This window comes from Microseira wollei NIES-4236, from assembly GCF_020521235.1.
Classification (GTDB): domain Bacteria; phylum Cyanobacteriota; class Cyanobacteriia; order Cyanobacteriales; family Aerosakkonemataceae; genus Microseira; species Microseira wollei.
On record NZ_BLAY01000135.1, the window covers coordinates 1 to 14,432 of the forward strand.

Annotated in this window: 13 protein-coding genes; 9 read left to right on the top strand and 4 right to left on the bottom strand. The window is 44.1% G+C overall.

Annotation, left to right across the window (positions count from 1 at the left end; all coding sequences use genetic code 11):
• The 5 genes from MiSe_RS33865 to MiSe_RS33885 all read left to right on the top strand — a co-directional run.
• A partial coding sequence (locus MiSe_RS33865) for a hypothetical protein (protein WP_226588412.1) occupies positions 1 to 237 on the top strand: 237 nt, incomplete at its 5' end.
• A gap of 217 nt (positions 238 to 454) precedes the next feature.
• Entirely contained in the window at positions 455 to 664 is a 210-nt protein-coding gene (locus tag MiSe_RS33870) for a hypothetical protein (RefSeq protein ID WP_226588466.1), read from the top strand.
• A 314-nt stretch (positions 665 to 978) separates the two neighbouring features.
• Positions 979 to 1,893 (top strand): WD40 repeat domain-containing protein, encoded by a 915-nt coding sequence (locus tag MiSe_RS33875; RefSeq protein ID WP_226588414.1) that lies wholly within the window; start codon positions 979 to 981, stop codon positions 1,891 to 1,893.
• 286 nt (positions 1,894 to 2,179) lie between these two features.
• Complete coding sequence (locus tag MiSe_RS33880; protein WP_226588416.1) at positions 2,180 to 4,366, top strand: cation:proton antiporter; 2,187 nt, start codon at positions 2,180 to 2,182, stop codon at positions 4,364 to 4,366.
• Between the two features lie 139 nt (positions 4,367 to 4,505).
• Positions 4,506 to 4,994 carry a hypothetical protein gene (locus MiSe_RS33885; protein ID WP_226588418.1) on the top strand — a complete coding sequence of 163 codons (489 nt, stop codon included), beginning with the start codon at positions 4,506 to 4,508 and terminating at the stop codon, positions 4,992 to 4,994.
• A gap of 461 nt (positions 4,995 to 5,455) precedes the next feature.
• On the opposite strand, the gene MiSe_RS33890 is transcribed toward MiSe_RS33885, so the two are convergent.
• Positions 5,456 to 8,869 carry a response regulator gene (locus MiSe_RS33890; RefSeq protein WP_226588420.1) on the bottom strand — a complete coding sequence of 1,138 codons (3,414 nt, stop codon included), beginning with the start codon at positions 8,867 to 8,869 and terminating at the stop codon, positions 5,456 to 5,458.
• Between the two features lie 316 nt (positions 8,870 to 9,185).
• Positions 9,186 to 10,526, bottom strand: coding sequence for a serine/threonine-protein kinase (locus tag MiSe_RS33895; RefSeq protein WP_226588422.1), 1,341 nt, complete (start codon positions 10,524 to 10,526; stop codon positions 9,186 to 9,188).
• A gap of 51 nt (positions 10,527 to 10,577) precedes the next feature.
• Between MiSe_RS33895 and MiSe_RS33900 the strand changes: the two genes are divergently transcribed.
• The gene (locus tag MiSe_RS33900; RefSeq protein WP_226588424.1) at positions 10,578 to 11,498 is read left to right on the top strand and encodes a shikimate dehydrogenase; all 921 of its coding nucleotides are present in this window, start codon (positions 10,578 to 10,580) and stop codon (positions 11,496 to 11,498) included.
• 296 nt (positions 11,499 to 11,794) lie between these two features.
• Positions 11,795 to 12,115, top strand: a complete 321-nt coding sequence (locus tag MiSe_RS33905) for a hypothetical protein (RefSeq protein WP_226588426.1) — start codon at positions 11,795 to 11,797, stop codon at positions 12,113 to 12,115.
• A gap of 367 nt (positions 12,116 to 12,482) precedes the next feature.
• Here the strand turns inward: MiSe_RS33905 and MiSe_RS33910 are convergent, their stop codons facing one another.
• Together MiSe_RS33910 and MiSe_RS33915 are read right to left on the bottom strand one after the other, a co-directional pair.
• The gene (locus MiSe_RS33910) at positions 12,483 to 12,983 is read right to left on the bottom strand and encodes a DMT family transporter (RefSeq protein ID WP_226588428.1); all 501 of its coding nucleotides are present in this window, start codon (positions 12,981 to 12,983) and stop codon (positions 12,483 to 12,485) included.
• The gene (locus MiSe_RS33915) at positions 12,944 to 13,525 is read right to left on the bottom strand and encodes an EamA family transporter (protein WP_226588430.1); all 582 of its coding nucleotides are present in this window, start codon (positions 13,523 to 13,525) and stop codon (positions 12,944 to 12,946) included. Before MiSe_RS33915 ends, MiSe_RS33910 begins: the two co-directional genes overlap by 40 nt.
• A gap of 263 nt (positions 13,526 to 13,788) precedes the next feature.
• Between MiSe_RS33915 and MiSe_RS33920 the strand changes: the two genes are divergently transcribed.
• Together MiSe_RS33920 and MiSe_RS33925 are read left to right on the top strand one after the other, a co-directional pair.
• A complete protein-coding gene (locus MiSe_RS33920) occupies positions 13,789 to 14,220 on the top strand; it encodes a hypothetical protein (protein ID WP_226588432.1) in 432 nt (143 codons plus the stop codon).
• A 35-nt stretch (positions 14,221 to 14,255) separates the two neighbouring features.
• Positions 14,256 to 14,432, top strand: coding sequence for a hypothetical protein (locus MiSe_RS33925; RefSeq protein ID WP_226588434.1), 177 nt, complete (start codon positions 14,256 to 14,258; stop codon positions 14,430 to 14,432).

Sequence of the window (14,432 nt, forward strand, 5' to 3'; positions counted from 1 at the left end):
CGAGTAGGGAACGGGCTAAATATTTTGTACAAGCTAACATTTTATGCGCTGTGCTACTACAACATTCGCGAAGATTTTTCCGAGAAACAAAGGTGGATTGGCGTTGCGATCGCTGCGAGTAGGGAACGGGCTAAATATTTTGTACAAGCTAACATTTTATGCGCTGTGCTACTACAACATTCGCGAAGATTTTTCCGAGAAACAAAGGTGGATTGGCGTTGCGATCGCTGCGAGTAGGGAACAGGCTAAATATTTTATACAAGCTAACATTTTATGCGCTGTGCTACTACAACATTCGCGAAGATTTTTCCGAGAAACAAAGGTGGATTTGCGTTGCGAGCGCTCCACCAGCCGCGACGTATTTCGTTACATAACTTAATCGATCGCTCGCATAAAACAGTCATTTTTTACACGAGTAACAGGCGAGGTTCACAAGATTTTGACATTATTGAGTATGGTTTTAATCCGAGACATTGTTCAACAAGCTCTTGCCACTGGCTATTTGAGTATAGCCGCAGAAAATCAACTCCGCCAGCTTTTAAAAGCTAAATATGACGTGGAAGATTTCAACGCTTTTATGACTTTGCAGCAAGCAGCAATATCCGGGCGCGTGCGCCAAGAGTCTCGCCAATTTTACCAGTTTGAAACATTGGTAACAGATTAATAAAAACGCGCCTTTTCAACAGAAAAACCAAAATCAAGGTAACAAGGATGAAACGTACAAAAAATGTGTAATCGATTTTATAGACAGGACTTAAGCACGCGGGGCCAAAAACCCACTGCGTCAATCTCGCGACTAATCACCCACGATTTTTCGGCTCGCCCTTTGTTTTTTTGCGTAAGTCCTGATAGAGTCCAAAAATGGAGAGGGTTCATCGATCTGTACCTACAACAAATCACAAATTAAAAAATGAATTGCTGGTAGGTTTCCTGCTATTGGGATTAACTGGATGCGGCTATTGGAAAGGAATTGAACTGATGCAAACCAAAACGTTCGCTTGGGAAAAAGTTGCTCTAACCAACACTTTGACTGGGCATACAAACCCGGTTTATTTTGTCGCCATCACCCCAGATGGACAGACCATTGTTAGCAGCAGCAATGATGGGACTATTAGATTGTGGAATCTAAATACGGGGCAGTTAAGTCGCACCTTTACAGGTTCATATCCTGCTGCTATGAGCTGGGATGGACAGACTATGGCTAATCAAGAAGAAAATTATACTATTAAACTGTGGAATCTAAACACGGGGCAGTTAATTCGCACCCTGACAGGGCATTCAAAGTCGCTTGATTCTATTGCCATCAGCGCCGATGGACAAACACTTGCTAGTAGCAGTGGAGAACTTTTTTCAAGTGAAGGAATCGTAGTGTGGGATTTAAACACAGGACAAGAAATTTACACAATTCCTAGCGATAGACTCAAAGATCAATCTCTCAGTATCAGCCCCAATGGACAAATACTTGCTGCTGGCAATTGGGATAAAAATATCTGGTTGTGGGATTTGAAAACCGGACAGGCAATTCGCACTCTAACTGGGCATTCACGAGGGGTTTTTTCCATCGCTTTTGGCGCTGATGGGCAAACGCTTGCTAGTGGTAGTATGGACCGCAATATCAAAATTTGGAATTTAAAAACCGGAGAGGAAATTCGCACTTTGACTGGGCATTCAAATTATGTCCGTGCTGTTGCTTTCAGCCCGGATGGACAAACCATTGCTAGTGGCAGTTGGGACAAAAGTATTAAACTGTGGAATTGCAAAACAGGGCAAGAAATTTGCACTTTGACTGGACATTCAAACCGAGTTAATGCTGTTGCTTTTAGTCCAGATGGAAACACACTTGTTAGTGGGAGTGAAGACGATACTATCAAGATTTGGCGATTGCCGAAATAATGCTGACTTTTGACGGCAATTTTGGCTTGAAAACAAAACTTATAGCGCATTTTATGGCAGTACCTTATTCCCTGGGGTTTCATCCTATATCGATGGCTGGAAAAGAGGTAGGTTTTAGCAACACCTAAATCCTTGGCTCAGCGAAATGCTAAAGATATTATTAAGAGAGCATAGGCAACTCAGCAATTTAACTTAACATGCGATCGCTAGTCACTGACTGGCTTGGACGGTAAACTTAGGGGGCTAACCCTCTCAAACCCTCCAATTCGATACCAGAGGCTTTCCCATGCACCCAGTCGTTCTAGTTTTACTTCAAGTTCTGATTGTCATTGGACTTTCCCGACTGGTAGGGTTAGTATTTCGCTGGCTAAACCAACCCTTGGTGATCGGCGAAATTGTAGCGGGTATAATGCTAGGGCCATCGTTGTTTGGTTGGGTTGCACCAGATTTAGCCGCTAAATTGTTCCCGACAAACACTATTCCGTTTCTCGATGTGCTATCTGAGGTGGGGCTGATCTTTTTTATGTTTTTGATCGGCCTAGAATTAAACCCAAAATACCTCAAAGGCAACCTGGATATAGCAATTTTAACTTCCCATGTCAGTATTTTAACGCCTTTTTCCCTGGGAGCTTTACTGGCGCTACTGCTGTATCCTCTAGTCTCCAATTCTACTGTTTCGTTTACCGCGTTTGCCCTATTTTTAGGAGCGGCAATGTCGATTACCGCTTTTCCAGTCTTGGCGCGAATTATTACCGAAAATAACCTGCAAAGCACGCGCTTGGGAACCTTGGCGCTAACTTGTGCGGCGGTGGATGATGTGACGGCGTGGTGTTTGCTAGCAGTGGCGATCGCAGTGACGCGCACTAACAGTATGCTTGGCGCTTTACCTACTATTATCGAATCGATCGCTTACATTGTTTTTATGCTGACGGTGGTGCGGTGGTTTTTGCAACGACTCGCCGCCTACTACCGTCGCACGGGAAGACTCACCCAGTTAGTTGTAGCTGGAATTTATATGGGTGTGGTTGGTTCTGCCTTAATTACCGAATGGATCGGCATTCACCTGATTTTTGGAGCATTTTTATTAGGGGCGGCAATGCCAAAAAATGCCGGTTTAGTGCGCGAGTTAGCCGAGAAAACTGAAGACTTTGTTTTAATATTTCTGTTGCCGGTATTTTTCGCTTATAGCGGGTTGAGGACGGAAATTGGTTTGCTTAACCGTCCCGAATTATGGTTGTTGTGTTTAGCAGTTTTGGCAGTTGCGATCGCCGGTAAATACGTCGGCACTTATGTAGCAGCAAGAGTCTCTGGAATCGAACATCGGGAAGCTTCTGCACTGGGTTGGTTAATGAATACGCGAGGACTTACCGAGCTAATTGTACTCAATATCGGTTTGAGTTTAGGAGTTATTACGCCGTTGTTGTTTACCATGCTGGTAATTATGGCATTGGTGACTACATTTATGACCTCGCCGTTACTCGAATGGACTTATCCGAAAAAGCTGATTCAATTGGATGTATTGGAAGCGACGCAAGAAACAACAGAACCATCCCAAATACCCGCAACTCCCGTCCCGACTTATCGAATTTTAGTCCCCGTTGCCAATCCCACCACGCAGAAAGGATTAGTGCAATTAGCAGTTGCGATCGCGGGGAATAAATTGCAACCCTCAATCGTGCATCCCTTAAGCTTAATTGAATTAGAAGAAGATTATTTATTTCAAAGTACTCCCGTTGAGGCAGAAAGGTTAATAAACGAACGGCGATCGCGTTTAGACGAATTAATTGCCAGCATAGAACCTGCCGAAATGCGCCATCTGGTGCATCCCATTTTTCGCATTTCCCACGATGTAGCGCGAGAAACCGCACAACTCGCCGCCCTCGATCGCGCGGATTTAATTTTAGTAGGATGGCATCGCCCAGCTTTTAGTACAAATCGCTTGGGTGGAAGAGTAGGACAAATTCTCAGCATCGCCCCTGTAGATGTAGCAGTTTTTGTCAATCGGGGACAGGAAAAATTAGAAAATTTATTAGTGGCATATTCGGCAAATTTCCACGACGATTTGGGACTGGAAATTGCCTTAAGATTGCTAGTTAATAACGATAACAGCCGCCTGACGGTTTTACAGATAAATCAGCAGAATCAGCCTCAAAATGACTTGAGTTACGAATTTCGCACCGTTATGGAAAGACTACCAGATGCGGTGCGATCGCGCATCCACATCCAAATTGTACAAGCCCCAGAACCCATTCAAGCAGTCGTAGAAATGTCCCAAAACGTCGATCTCACCATCGCCGGTACCAGTCGCACCTGGGGTATCGAACGTCAAACTTTAGGACGATACACCGATGAATTAGCCGTCCAATGTCAATCCTCCCTATTAATTACCCGCCGCTACGCTCAAGTTACCTCTCACCTCGCCTCTGTACTTGGGACAGAAAACACGCAAGCAGATGAGCAGGTGAGCAGGTGAGCAAGTGAGATGTAGGGGTGGGTTTTACCAATAACCATGAAACTCCCACAAATAACTAAACTAAACCTGCCCCTCCCCCTCAAGTGATAAATCCTTTCATCCCAAATCTAAAATCTAAAATCTAAAATCTAAAATCAACATGAGTCACTTCAACCTCAAGTCTTTAATATTTTATGGTGTTGCTATTGGTTCGGTCGTGGTGCTGTTTAAAGTCGTCACAGCTTACGGCGAGTCCAGTCTTAAAGCTTCCCCGCCTATTGACGGTCGCTATCGCATTGACGCCAAAAATTTACCCGGATGTCTCCAAGCTGAAGCATTAGTGCTAGAAATTCAGCAATCAGGCATTTATTTAAACGCGTCTTTATTGCCTACCAACAACGCTGCCGATTCCCAAACTATTGTGAAGGAAAAACCTTCAATGACAGGGAAATTCAGCGAGCAAAAATTGTCGATGTCCGGTGCAGTTTCCCACCTAACATCATGTCAGAATCAGTTTCTCAGCCTTCAAGGGATAGTAGATGGAAATACTCTCACAGGTCAAATCAACCTAAGTTCAATTCCAAACGCCGTTAATTTTACAGCTCAAAAAGAAGCGACTGCACAAAAAACAGAACCTAAAAGTCATTAATTTGTCAGATCAAATCCGGTTGCATCGGAATGATCGGCCTTTCTGGGTAATTGCTAATTGCTAATTGCTAATTGCAAGAAAAGCCCCTACAGGTCGTAATTCCGATGCCTAAGGAAACGATATCACTTGTAGGACAATAGTATATCCGTAAAATATTCCCATGACCAATTAAGTAGGTGAGTATAAATAAACTGAACATGGGGCGGGCAGAATGCCCACCCCACAAGAATTTCAGCTCTCTTGTGGGGTGGGCATTCTGCCCGCCCTATGCTTACATAACTTTTTCACTTTATTTACCTGCACCTACTTATAGCGGATTGCAGTCGTATCAGGTACACCGCAAGTTTGTGTAGCGGCAGCATTAAGGGTGCCGCTACACAAACGAAGCGATTTCGCCGTACCTCATCCACTTGCAATCCGCTTTAGCAATTAGCAATTAGCAATTAGCAATTAGCTATTACCTAACGATATCTACCTACAAATTCCTTAATTTTTTTCAGTTTAAACCCGCGTACTAATTCTTTAACTTCTGACGTAAACGGCAGATATTTATCATCGATTTGCTCGATGTTTTGTAACTGTTTAGCAATCCCTTTCAAATGGCCTCTAAGCACTAAATCGTAAAGTTTCTCTAGTTCGGATGCTGGAGGCGGAATCACTTCTAGAATCGCTGGTTTGCTTGCCTCTGACTTCCTAGCAGCGTAAATCCATTCCAACTGCAAATACTTTTGTAACTTCTCAAATAATATCTCTGCTTCGATCGGTTTAGCTAAAAAGTCATTACTGCCAAAATCCATACATTTCTGCCGGTCATTATCATACACGCTGGCTGAAGAAGCAATAATAATCGTGTCTTTTAATTCTGGCGTTTTTCGGATGCGACGAATTAGTTCAAAACCATCTATTTCTGGCATCACCAAGTCAGAAATTATCAAGTCTGGTTTAAACTGTGTGAGAATTTCTAAAGCTTCTTTTCCGTTGGTCGCTTCTGTTACTTCAAATCCTAAAGGCCCGAGCAAATTGACAATTACAGCGCGATTTTCCTCCCTATCATCGACCACGAGTATTTTCCCATATTTACCCGAAAAACCAATAATTTGTCCTGTTTGATTATTGCAAGTAAAATCTACCGATTCAACGGCGACGGGGAAGGTAAAGTCGAGCCAAAATTCGCTACCTACACCAATTTGACTCGTCACTTGAATCCTACTGTCCATCATTTGAACAATTTTTTGGCTAATTGCTAGTCCCAGTCCCGTTCCTTCGGCTCTAAATTTATTGTCTCCCACTTGTTCAAAGGGCAAAAATATTTTTTCTAATTGTTCCGGGGTCATGCCAACGCCGGTATCTTTAATCGCAAAGCGAATTTGATAATTTTTAGGCTCCCTATCTTGTTTATCTGGTAATTCTGACTGGATGACGCTGACGCTAAAGGTAACCGAGCCAACTTTGGTGAATTTAACCGCATTGCCTAATAAATTTAGCAAGACTTGTCGCAGGCGTTTTTCATCTGCACGAATGCCAATTGGTAAATTGGGGTCGAGTTGGCAAATAAAACTTAAATCTTTCTGTTCGGCACGGACGCGGCACATCTGTGCAACACTTTGCACAAAGGACGGAAAATGAAAATCGCTTGGGCATAATTCCATTTTCCTCGCTTCGATTTTAGATAAATCCAAGATATCGTTAATTAAGGTCAGCAAGTGGCAGCCGCACTGGTAGATAATCTCGATGCCGTTCCGTTCTTTTTCTCCTAGTTTTGGGGAATTTTGCAGAATTTGAGCGTACCCTAAAATCCCGTTGAGAGGGGTGCGAAGTTCGTGGCTCATATTGGCGAGGAATTCACTTTTTGCTTGATTGGCAACTTCAGCCGCTTCTTTAGCTTGTTGCAGTGCAATTTCTGCTTGTCGGCGATTTCGAATTTCAATGGCAAGGGAAACTAAGTCGGCAATGGAACGAGCAAAGCTTTGTGCTTCTAGCGTCCAATTATGGGCAAATCCCACTTGTTCTAGGCATACAACGCCGATTATTTCCTCACCGCGCTGAATCGGAACATCTAACAGGGAATAGATGTTTAAAGGATTTAAATAAGATTGATTAAATTCTCTCGTTCTCGGATCTGTTATGGCATTATTGGCACAGATGATTGGCTCGCTTTCCAGCGCTCTAAAATAAACTGGATAGTCTGCCACTAATATTTGAGTTTCGGCTTTATGCTGTTTTGAACTTTGCTCGAAAAGATCGACACAAACCAAGTTCGCTTTCGTTTCATCGTAAAGCCATACGCTGACTCTTTCTACTGCTAAAGTCGTTGCCGTTGCCTCGGTTAATTTCCTCAAACTCCCTTGTAAATCGCCCTGATGCAACGTAGAATCTTTAGCAAATCCTGTTAAAACTTGATATTGGTTGCTGAGCATAGTTGCTCTTTCCCGCAAGGCTTCTTGTGCCAGGGTGCGCTCGCGGATTTCTTGTGCGAGTTCTTTGGTTCTTTCTTCAACTTTTTGCTCTAACTGAATGCGGGATTGTTTCAGTTGTTCCCCCATTTGATTGAAAGCAATCCCTAAAACCCTCAGTTCTTCTACCCCGTTGATGGTAATATTTTGCTCGAGATTGCCAGCAGCGATCGCTAAACTAGCATCCCGCAATTTCAATATCGGTTTGCTAATCCAACGCGAAGTAAAAATTCCCAATCCAGTCGCTATAACTAACGCCCCTAAACATAGTAAAATAGTCGTGCGAGTATTGGCGTTAATTTTCTCCATAAAATCAGATTCTGGCACCACTACCACGATTAACCAATCCAAACCTTGAGAGTTTCGGAAAGGCGTAACTTGTAAGAATTGCCGCTTCCCTTCCCAATTAAAAATGGTTTGTTTGGTATTTTGAATCAGAGTTAAATCGCCAAATTCTTTGAGCAAATGTTCCCCGCTATATCCCATCAGCGGTTCCCGACTTTCTGTTACTTTTAGTCGCTGACATTTATTGGTTCCCCTCAGTCGCGGGAATTTTTTATTCCCTGTTATTAGCGGCAATACTGGACGACAAAGTTTTTCGGCAATAGAAGTAGCGACAATCAATCCAGAACGTTCGATAATCACCGTTTGTCCCGACTTTCCAATTTTTAACTGACTGATAAAATTTCCGATTTCTGAGAGAGACAGAGAAACCGATAAAACTCCCTGCAACTTGCCTTTATTGTAAACCGGACTGACAGAATCAATGCCAATTTGTCCCGATGTCTGGACATAAATAGGCGTCCAAGTAGTTCGACCTGCTTTAACGGCAGTTTGATACCAAGGACTCACCCGTGCGTCATATTTTACCACCGATATGTCAGCGATTAACTTGCCGCGCTCCCCCTGACTATTCACTTGATAACTCAGCAAATGATAGCCGGTAGATTTATCCGATACGCCAATACTATTGCTGCCATATGAGTTGCGTCCTACCCCAATAAATTCCCCTGCATTGTTGCCAAAACTAAAATAGGTGGCTTGTTTAAACCATTTAGTTTGCTGCCAAAAATGGCGCTGCATTTGGGGAAAATTTTGTATATCTAACTCACCCAAACCAATGCTATCGGCATTAATTTGATTCACAAGTTGGGGCATTGCCAGATAAGTTTCAAGACCTTCTTTAATTCGCGCAGTGACTTCGTTACGCAATTGAGTCGCCACATCGTTAACTGCCTTGGAACCATTGCGTAATGACAGATACCCTGTTATTCCTACAGCCGCAAAAATTTGCCAAACGAACGGCACGACCAAAATCAGGCGGAGGGGGACTTTTTGAATCAGAGGCGTATTACCTGTTTCAGGAATAACAGGCAAGATGGCTTTTTCGCCCTTGACTGGCAGATTTGGGGGGGCTTGCATGACAGGTTGGTATAGTTATATTATCTAAGAATCGAATTAATTAAAGCCAGTTGCTAATTGCTAATTGCTAATTGCTAATATAGCATTTTTCCGGATATAGCCATTAGCTATTAGCCCAAGTTGCTAGTTATCTCATGCATGGTGGATTGTGGCTAATGGCTAATGGCTAATCTCAAGCAAAATGCTATATTAACTAGCTCTCGCCATCAGCAATTAGCAATTAGCAATTAGCAATTAGCAATTAGCAATTAGCTCCTATTGCTATGCATGAAATAACTCGCAAATTGAGTTAATTATTTGTGAGTTCACCTCCCAATTATCTCCCTATTGAACCTAACCATACAAATACAATCAAACCAATCGACAACAAGCAAAATAATAAAAGTCCTATCAGGACAAAACTAACAATTGCCCACGCTCTTTGATGTGCACGAAAAGCAGCAATGCTTTCCCACTTGCGACTTTTCCAAGCCCATTCGTTACCTTTAGCGCCTAGAATAACTCCCATAAACAGCCACGGCAGCGCTAAAGACATTATCAAAGTTGGGTCAGTCCAAGCAAGCAGTCCAATCCAAACGCGATTGGTGATACACCAAACACCGGGTAGGATAAAAGCACCCCAATTCCAACCTTGAATTTCCGGCGGCACTTTAAGCGAATTATCTAAGAGCGCTCCTTGACCGGAATTGTTAGTAAATATAGTTTTTATTTCAGATCCGGCAGGCTTTGGTTTCTTTGGCGCTACAGGTTCGTCTTCAGAATAGGGGATGCTCGAATACTTTGAAGGTGCTACAACTCCACCTGATTCTATTATTTGTAAGATTTCATCCGCCGATTGAAACCGCTTGGCAGGTTGGTTCGCTAACATGCGATTGAGAATGCGCCGCGTCTGATAACTTATGCTTAGCTGCTTCTCCCAAATCCACTCCATTGTATGGGGGTCGATTAATTCTTGGGGTTGTTTACCTGTCATTAAAACAACAGCAGTAACGCCCAAAGCGTATAAATCGCTATAGGGTGCGACATGTCCCAATCGCATTTGCTCGTCTGGCGCATAGCCAAGTTTACCCAAACGGGTGTTCGTGCTGCTAGTGTGTCCTCCAGCTAGCTGATAAGCTACATTCATCGCTATTTGCTTGACGCCACCCAAATCAATTAAAACGGGAAGCTTGTCATGCGATCGCAAGATAATATTATCCGGAGAAATATCGCGGTGAACCACGCCGCTGCGATGCAGATAGCTTAAGACGGGGAGTAAATCGCGCAACAGTTGCATAATTTCTGCTTCGCTAAAGCTCGCGCCGCGTCCGGTTCGCTGCTTTAATAAAGAATGGTAGGTTTCGCCTTCAATATAATCTTGGGCTAAAAACAGCCGTTTCTCTTGGCGAAAGAATTCCCAAAACCGGGGAATTTGAGGATGATTAAGTTTGTAGAGAATTGCCGCTTCTCGCTCAAACAGTTCTTCTGCTTTTTGTAGGCTAGCAGTTCCTTGGGCAAAGGGCGTCAGTTCTTTAATCGCGACAGGTTCGTTGAAACGCCCGATATCTTGAGCCAGGTAGGTGACGCCAAACCCTCCCTGTCCTAAAACTCGCTCAATTATATAGCGCTCGCGTAACCTCGTTCCCGGTGGTAATACCCCCGCTTCCAGCGTACTCATAAAATCCCCTTTCCCCTGACCCCATCGCTTACTCTATTCAGTATTAGGAATATGATTACAGGTAGAACTAAATTACTAGGCATCATTGGTTATCCAGTTGAGCATTCCCTCTCACCAGTGATGCAAAATGCCGCCCTTGCCCATATGGGGCTAGATTATGTTTACGTACCTTTTCCCATAAAACCGGAAAATTTGCAACAAGCGATCGCCAGCTTCACCGCCATCGATAACCTTGTAGGCTTTAACGTCACCATCCCCCATAAGCAAGAAATTATCGATCTATTACCTGAAGTATCGCCCATTGCTCAAGCGGTGGGTGCAGTCAACACCGTTTGGCGTACCGAAAATGGTTGGAGTGGCACAAATACCGATGTGGAAGGGTTTCTCGCACCATTAAAGCACCAGATCCCCCCAACCCCCCTTAGCAAGGGGGGTTGGGGGGATCGAGATCTGGAGTTAACCGACTCAAATTGGCATCAGACTACAGCCGTAATTTTAGGCTATGGTGGGGCGGCGCGGGCAGTGGTGGCAGGTTGCGCCGAGTTGGGTTGTGCAAACATAATTGTTGTTGGTCGCAACCAGCAGACATTAAACGATTTTTTAGCTAGTTGGCGCAATTCAACGTTTATTGAGAGATTAAGCGTCCATACCTGGCAAGAATTACCCGAATTGCTTTCTAGAGCCAATTTATTGGTGAATGCAACCCCCGTGGGGATGTATCCACAGGTGGATGAATCACCCGTGACTGGGGATGAAATGAAGTTGTTGCCAAAGGGTGCGATCGCTTACGACCTAATTTATACACCCAACCCGACTCAGTTTCTCACATTAGCGCAAGATCGGGGAGCGATCGCCATTGATGGTTTAGAAATGCTTGTGCAACAAGGTGCATCTGCTTTAAAAATTTGGTTGCAGCGTCAAGATGTTCCAGTAGACGTAATGCGTCAATCTTTACGACGGCACTTAGGCTGACTCAGATCTTGCACCTTGAGGCAGAGCCTCAGTATTCTCGTTTCCAGGTTCAACCTGGGAACGAGATCCTGGAGGCTCTACCTCCCGTGGTGCAAGATGTAAGGTTATCAACTTGACGTTATTCTTCAAAAGAGAGGGACTGGATATGCTAGTTGAAACTGTTACACTTCAAATTCCCGAAATTATCTATCAGCGCTTGGTTACAGCGGATTGCAAGCGAGTGAGGGAAAGCGTTATCGCTTCGTTTGTGTAGCGGCAGCATTAATGCTGCCGCTACACAAACGAAGGTGTACCTCATGCGGAAAGCAATCCGCTATAATACTGCTCGTGCTACCGGGCGATCGCTTGAAGAAGTTATCCTCCACGCTATAAAAGTCGGGAGTCCTCCCACATGGGATGACGTACCAGAAGAATTTCAAGCTGATATTGCCGCTTTAGACAAACTCGATGACAATGCATTATGGCAGGTTTTCCATATTCGAAAAACAGCATCTGACATGGAGCGATACAACATTTTGCTTGAGCGCAATTCTAACGGTACCCTGACTGAAACAGAACGATTAGAATTGATGGCACTGCGCCACGAAGCCGCTCTTTTTATGCTACGTAAAGCTTAAGCAGCCGTATTACTCCGCTGGCGGGGACATATTGTACCAACCCCTTGATATCGTTTCCGGTTGCGTCTAAATGATTAAAATTGGTTGTAGTAGCACAGCGGCAGAAAGCCTTCGAGTTAAGGAAAAGCCTATTGATGTTCCCTACCACAAACGATATTTTTGCAAAAAGTCTAATGATTCAGATACAAACGGAATCAATATGAATCACACACGGGGCGGGGCGGGTTTAGTTAAATTGTTTGTTGAAGTCATTGGTTGTTGGTAAAACCCGCCCCTACAATACTTTGAAATTGCCAAAGGTTGTTGCTAAAACCCACACCGTAAATCCCTATATGTTGATGTGTAGCATTATCAAGGTTAATTGGCATTAAACCCCTTTAAAACCCACTTCTCCCTCCATATCTTTAACTTGGGATACCGCCCTTTCTTGGACGCGCGATCGCATATTTCCCATCTGAGTTAAAACAATCCCAACTAAGATGGCGCTACCTCCCACATATTGTGCAAACGTGGGGGCTTCTCCTAAAATCAAAAAGGCCGCACAAATTCCTGCTACCGGGCTAAAAGAGCTAGCCAGAGACACTTCTGAGGCGCTAGAACTTTTCAAACCCGTATACCAACACAACTCTCCACCCACAATGATTACAGCGCCGTAGACGAGCATCCACTGCCACAGAAAAGGCGAAAAGACATCCATAAAATGCCCCGCTCCGTATAATGCGATCGCTGCCACAAAGAAAACAACCGCCCCCATCGCCGTCCTAAAAATAGAGAATATTCCCAAAGGTACTTGACGCAGACTCGCTCTACTGATAATGGTAGAAACCGCTAAAGAAATAGCTGCGTTCGCGTAGCGTGCCGGAGGCATATCGCTGCGAGCAATTCCCCCTGCCCAATCTCCATTCCACCTCCCATACTCACCATATTTTCCCCTGGTTTTTGCAGCAATATCGTCAGCGCCACGCCGATAAACGAAACCACTGCACCGCCTACCACCCAAGAATTTACTCGTTCTCGCAACAACCAAACTGATAATGCCAAAACTAAAGGCGGTTCCAAGCGTCCGATTAAAACTACATTATTAACCGTCGTTAAAGAAAGTGCCGAAAAAGTTAAAGCAGGACTCAACGTTCCTCCCAGAATAGTCACGGCAATCAAACTGAGCCAATTTTTCTTTGAAAGTTGTTTGAGGGAATTGGCATTCCACTGTGGGCGGAAAATAGGAACCAAAACCAACAACGCGCATAAATTTCCCACAAACAATACATTGCAGAAAGAAATGGGATTGCGACCATCAATTAAATTCTGCGCTCCCAATTGCGTTAGCCTACGGATAATCGGATTAGCTGCTGCAAAAATCAGGATGGCAAGCAATAAATAAGCTTGTCCGGGAATTCGACCGAATTTCATCGCGTTTCCCCTGGTCTGAATTAAGTTTATTTCCAGCATTTTACCCAAAAATTGCCGATTGTAAATTATCCCAGTTGGGCAAAGAAACCCGGTTTTTACGAAAAATCCCGAGTTGGGAAGTTAAAGATATGGGAAAAAACCGGGTTTCTGCCCCCGCGTGCGTAAGTCCTGAATATATAATTGCAAATCTAAGCACAATGACTCCCAGAGCGGTAAGCTGAGGGATTGAAGATGCGTGCAACGAGCAATTTTTGGTGTAAATTATGCGGTTTCGAGTCTTCGGTGTCTTTCTGCTGTCCTGTGCGATCGCAATTATCAGCTGGGTAGAAGCGCCACCTGCTTGGGCGTTAACCCCAATTAAGCTGTTTGACCTTTCTTACCATGAGTGTCCCCCCGAAGTGGCACAAGGGTCAGTCCTCAGCGGTTCTGTGAAGCGTGCCAACTGCTTTATCGTTACTGGCAAAGCTGAAAATACATCGGGTAAATATGTCTACAACGCCGATATTTTCGGTCGCATCTACGATGCCAATAACGATACCGTAATGCAAAATCGCACTCGTTTAGGTTCTATTGATCAAGTGCCACCCGGAGTCAGCGATTTTGAAGTGAGAATTACTGTCGCCGCCAATCAGCCAACGCCTTTGAAGTTGACGCAGTTTAAGGCATCTGGCTTTGCAGGCAAAGTGCGTCGTTAGCTGAATTGCTGGCTGTAGGGAACATTCTGCAATCTTTGGTAGAAATCAAATGTAGGGGCGGATTTTACCAACCAATTCGTGGAACTAGGAAATATCTCCTTAAACCCGCCCCTACAAAACCAGGGGCACGGCATTCGACAATCTTTGATAAAAATCAAAAGTTATGCGACGCCGTGCCCCTACAAAACCTGTTCAAATTCCACAATGACTAA

Excerpts from the sequence above, each read along its gene's own strand:
- MiSe_RS33905 (WP_226588426.1), top strand. The coding sequence starts at position 11,795 with ATGCGGAAAGCAATCCGCTATAATACTGCTCGTGCTACCGGGCGATCG.
- MiSe_RS33920 (WP_226588432.1), top strand. The coding sequence starts at position 13,789 with ATGCGGTTTCGAGTCTTCGGTGTCTTTCTGCTGTCCTGTGCGATCGCA.
- MiSe_RS33900 (WP_226588424.1), top strand. The coding sequence starts at position 10,578 with ATGATTACAGGTAGAACTAAATTACTAGGCATCATTGGTTATCCAGTT.
- MiSe_RS33910 (WP_226588428.1), bottom strand. The coding sequence starts at position 12,983 with ATGCCTCCGGCACGCTACGCGAACGCAGCTATTTCTTTAGCGGTTTCT.
- MiSe_RS33885 (WP_226588418.1), top strand. The coding sequence starts at position 4,506 with ATGAGTCACTTCAACCTCAAGTCTTTAATATTTTATGGTGTTGCTATT.
- MiSe_RS33915 (WP_226588430.1), bottom strand. The coding sequence starts at position 13,525 with ATGAAATTCGGTCGAATTCCCGGACAAGCTTATTTATTGCTTGCCATC.
- MiSe_RS33870 (WP_226588466.1), top strand. The coding sequence starts at position 455 with ATGGTTTTAATCCGAGACATTGTTCAACAAGCTCTTGCCACTGGCTAT.
- MiSe_RS33890 (WP_226588420.1), bottom strand. The coding sequence starts at position 8,869 with ATGCAAGCCCCCCCAAATCTGCCAGTCAAGGGCGAAAAAGCCATCTTG.
- MiSe_RS33895 (WP_226588422.1), bottom strand. The coding sequence starts at position 10,526 with ATGAGTACGCTGGAAGCGGGGGTATTACCACCGGGAACGAGGTTACGC.
- MiSe_RS33880 (WP_226588416.1), top strand. The coding sequence starts at position 2,180 with ATGCACCCAGTCGTTCTAGTTTTACTTCAAGTTCTGATTGTCATTGGA.
- MiSe_RS33875 (WP_226588414.1), top strand. The coding sequence starts at position 979 with ATGCAAACCAAAACGTTCGCTTGGGAAAAAGTTGCTCTAACCAACACT.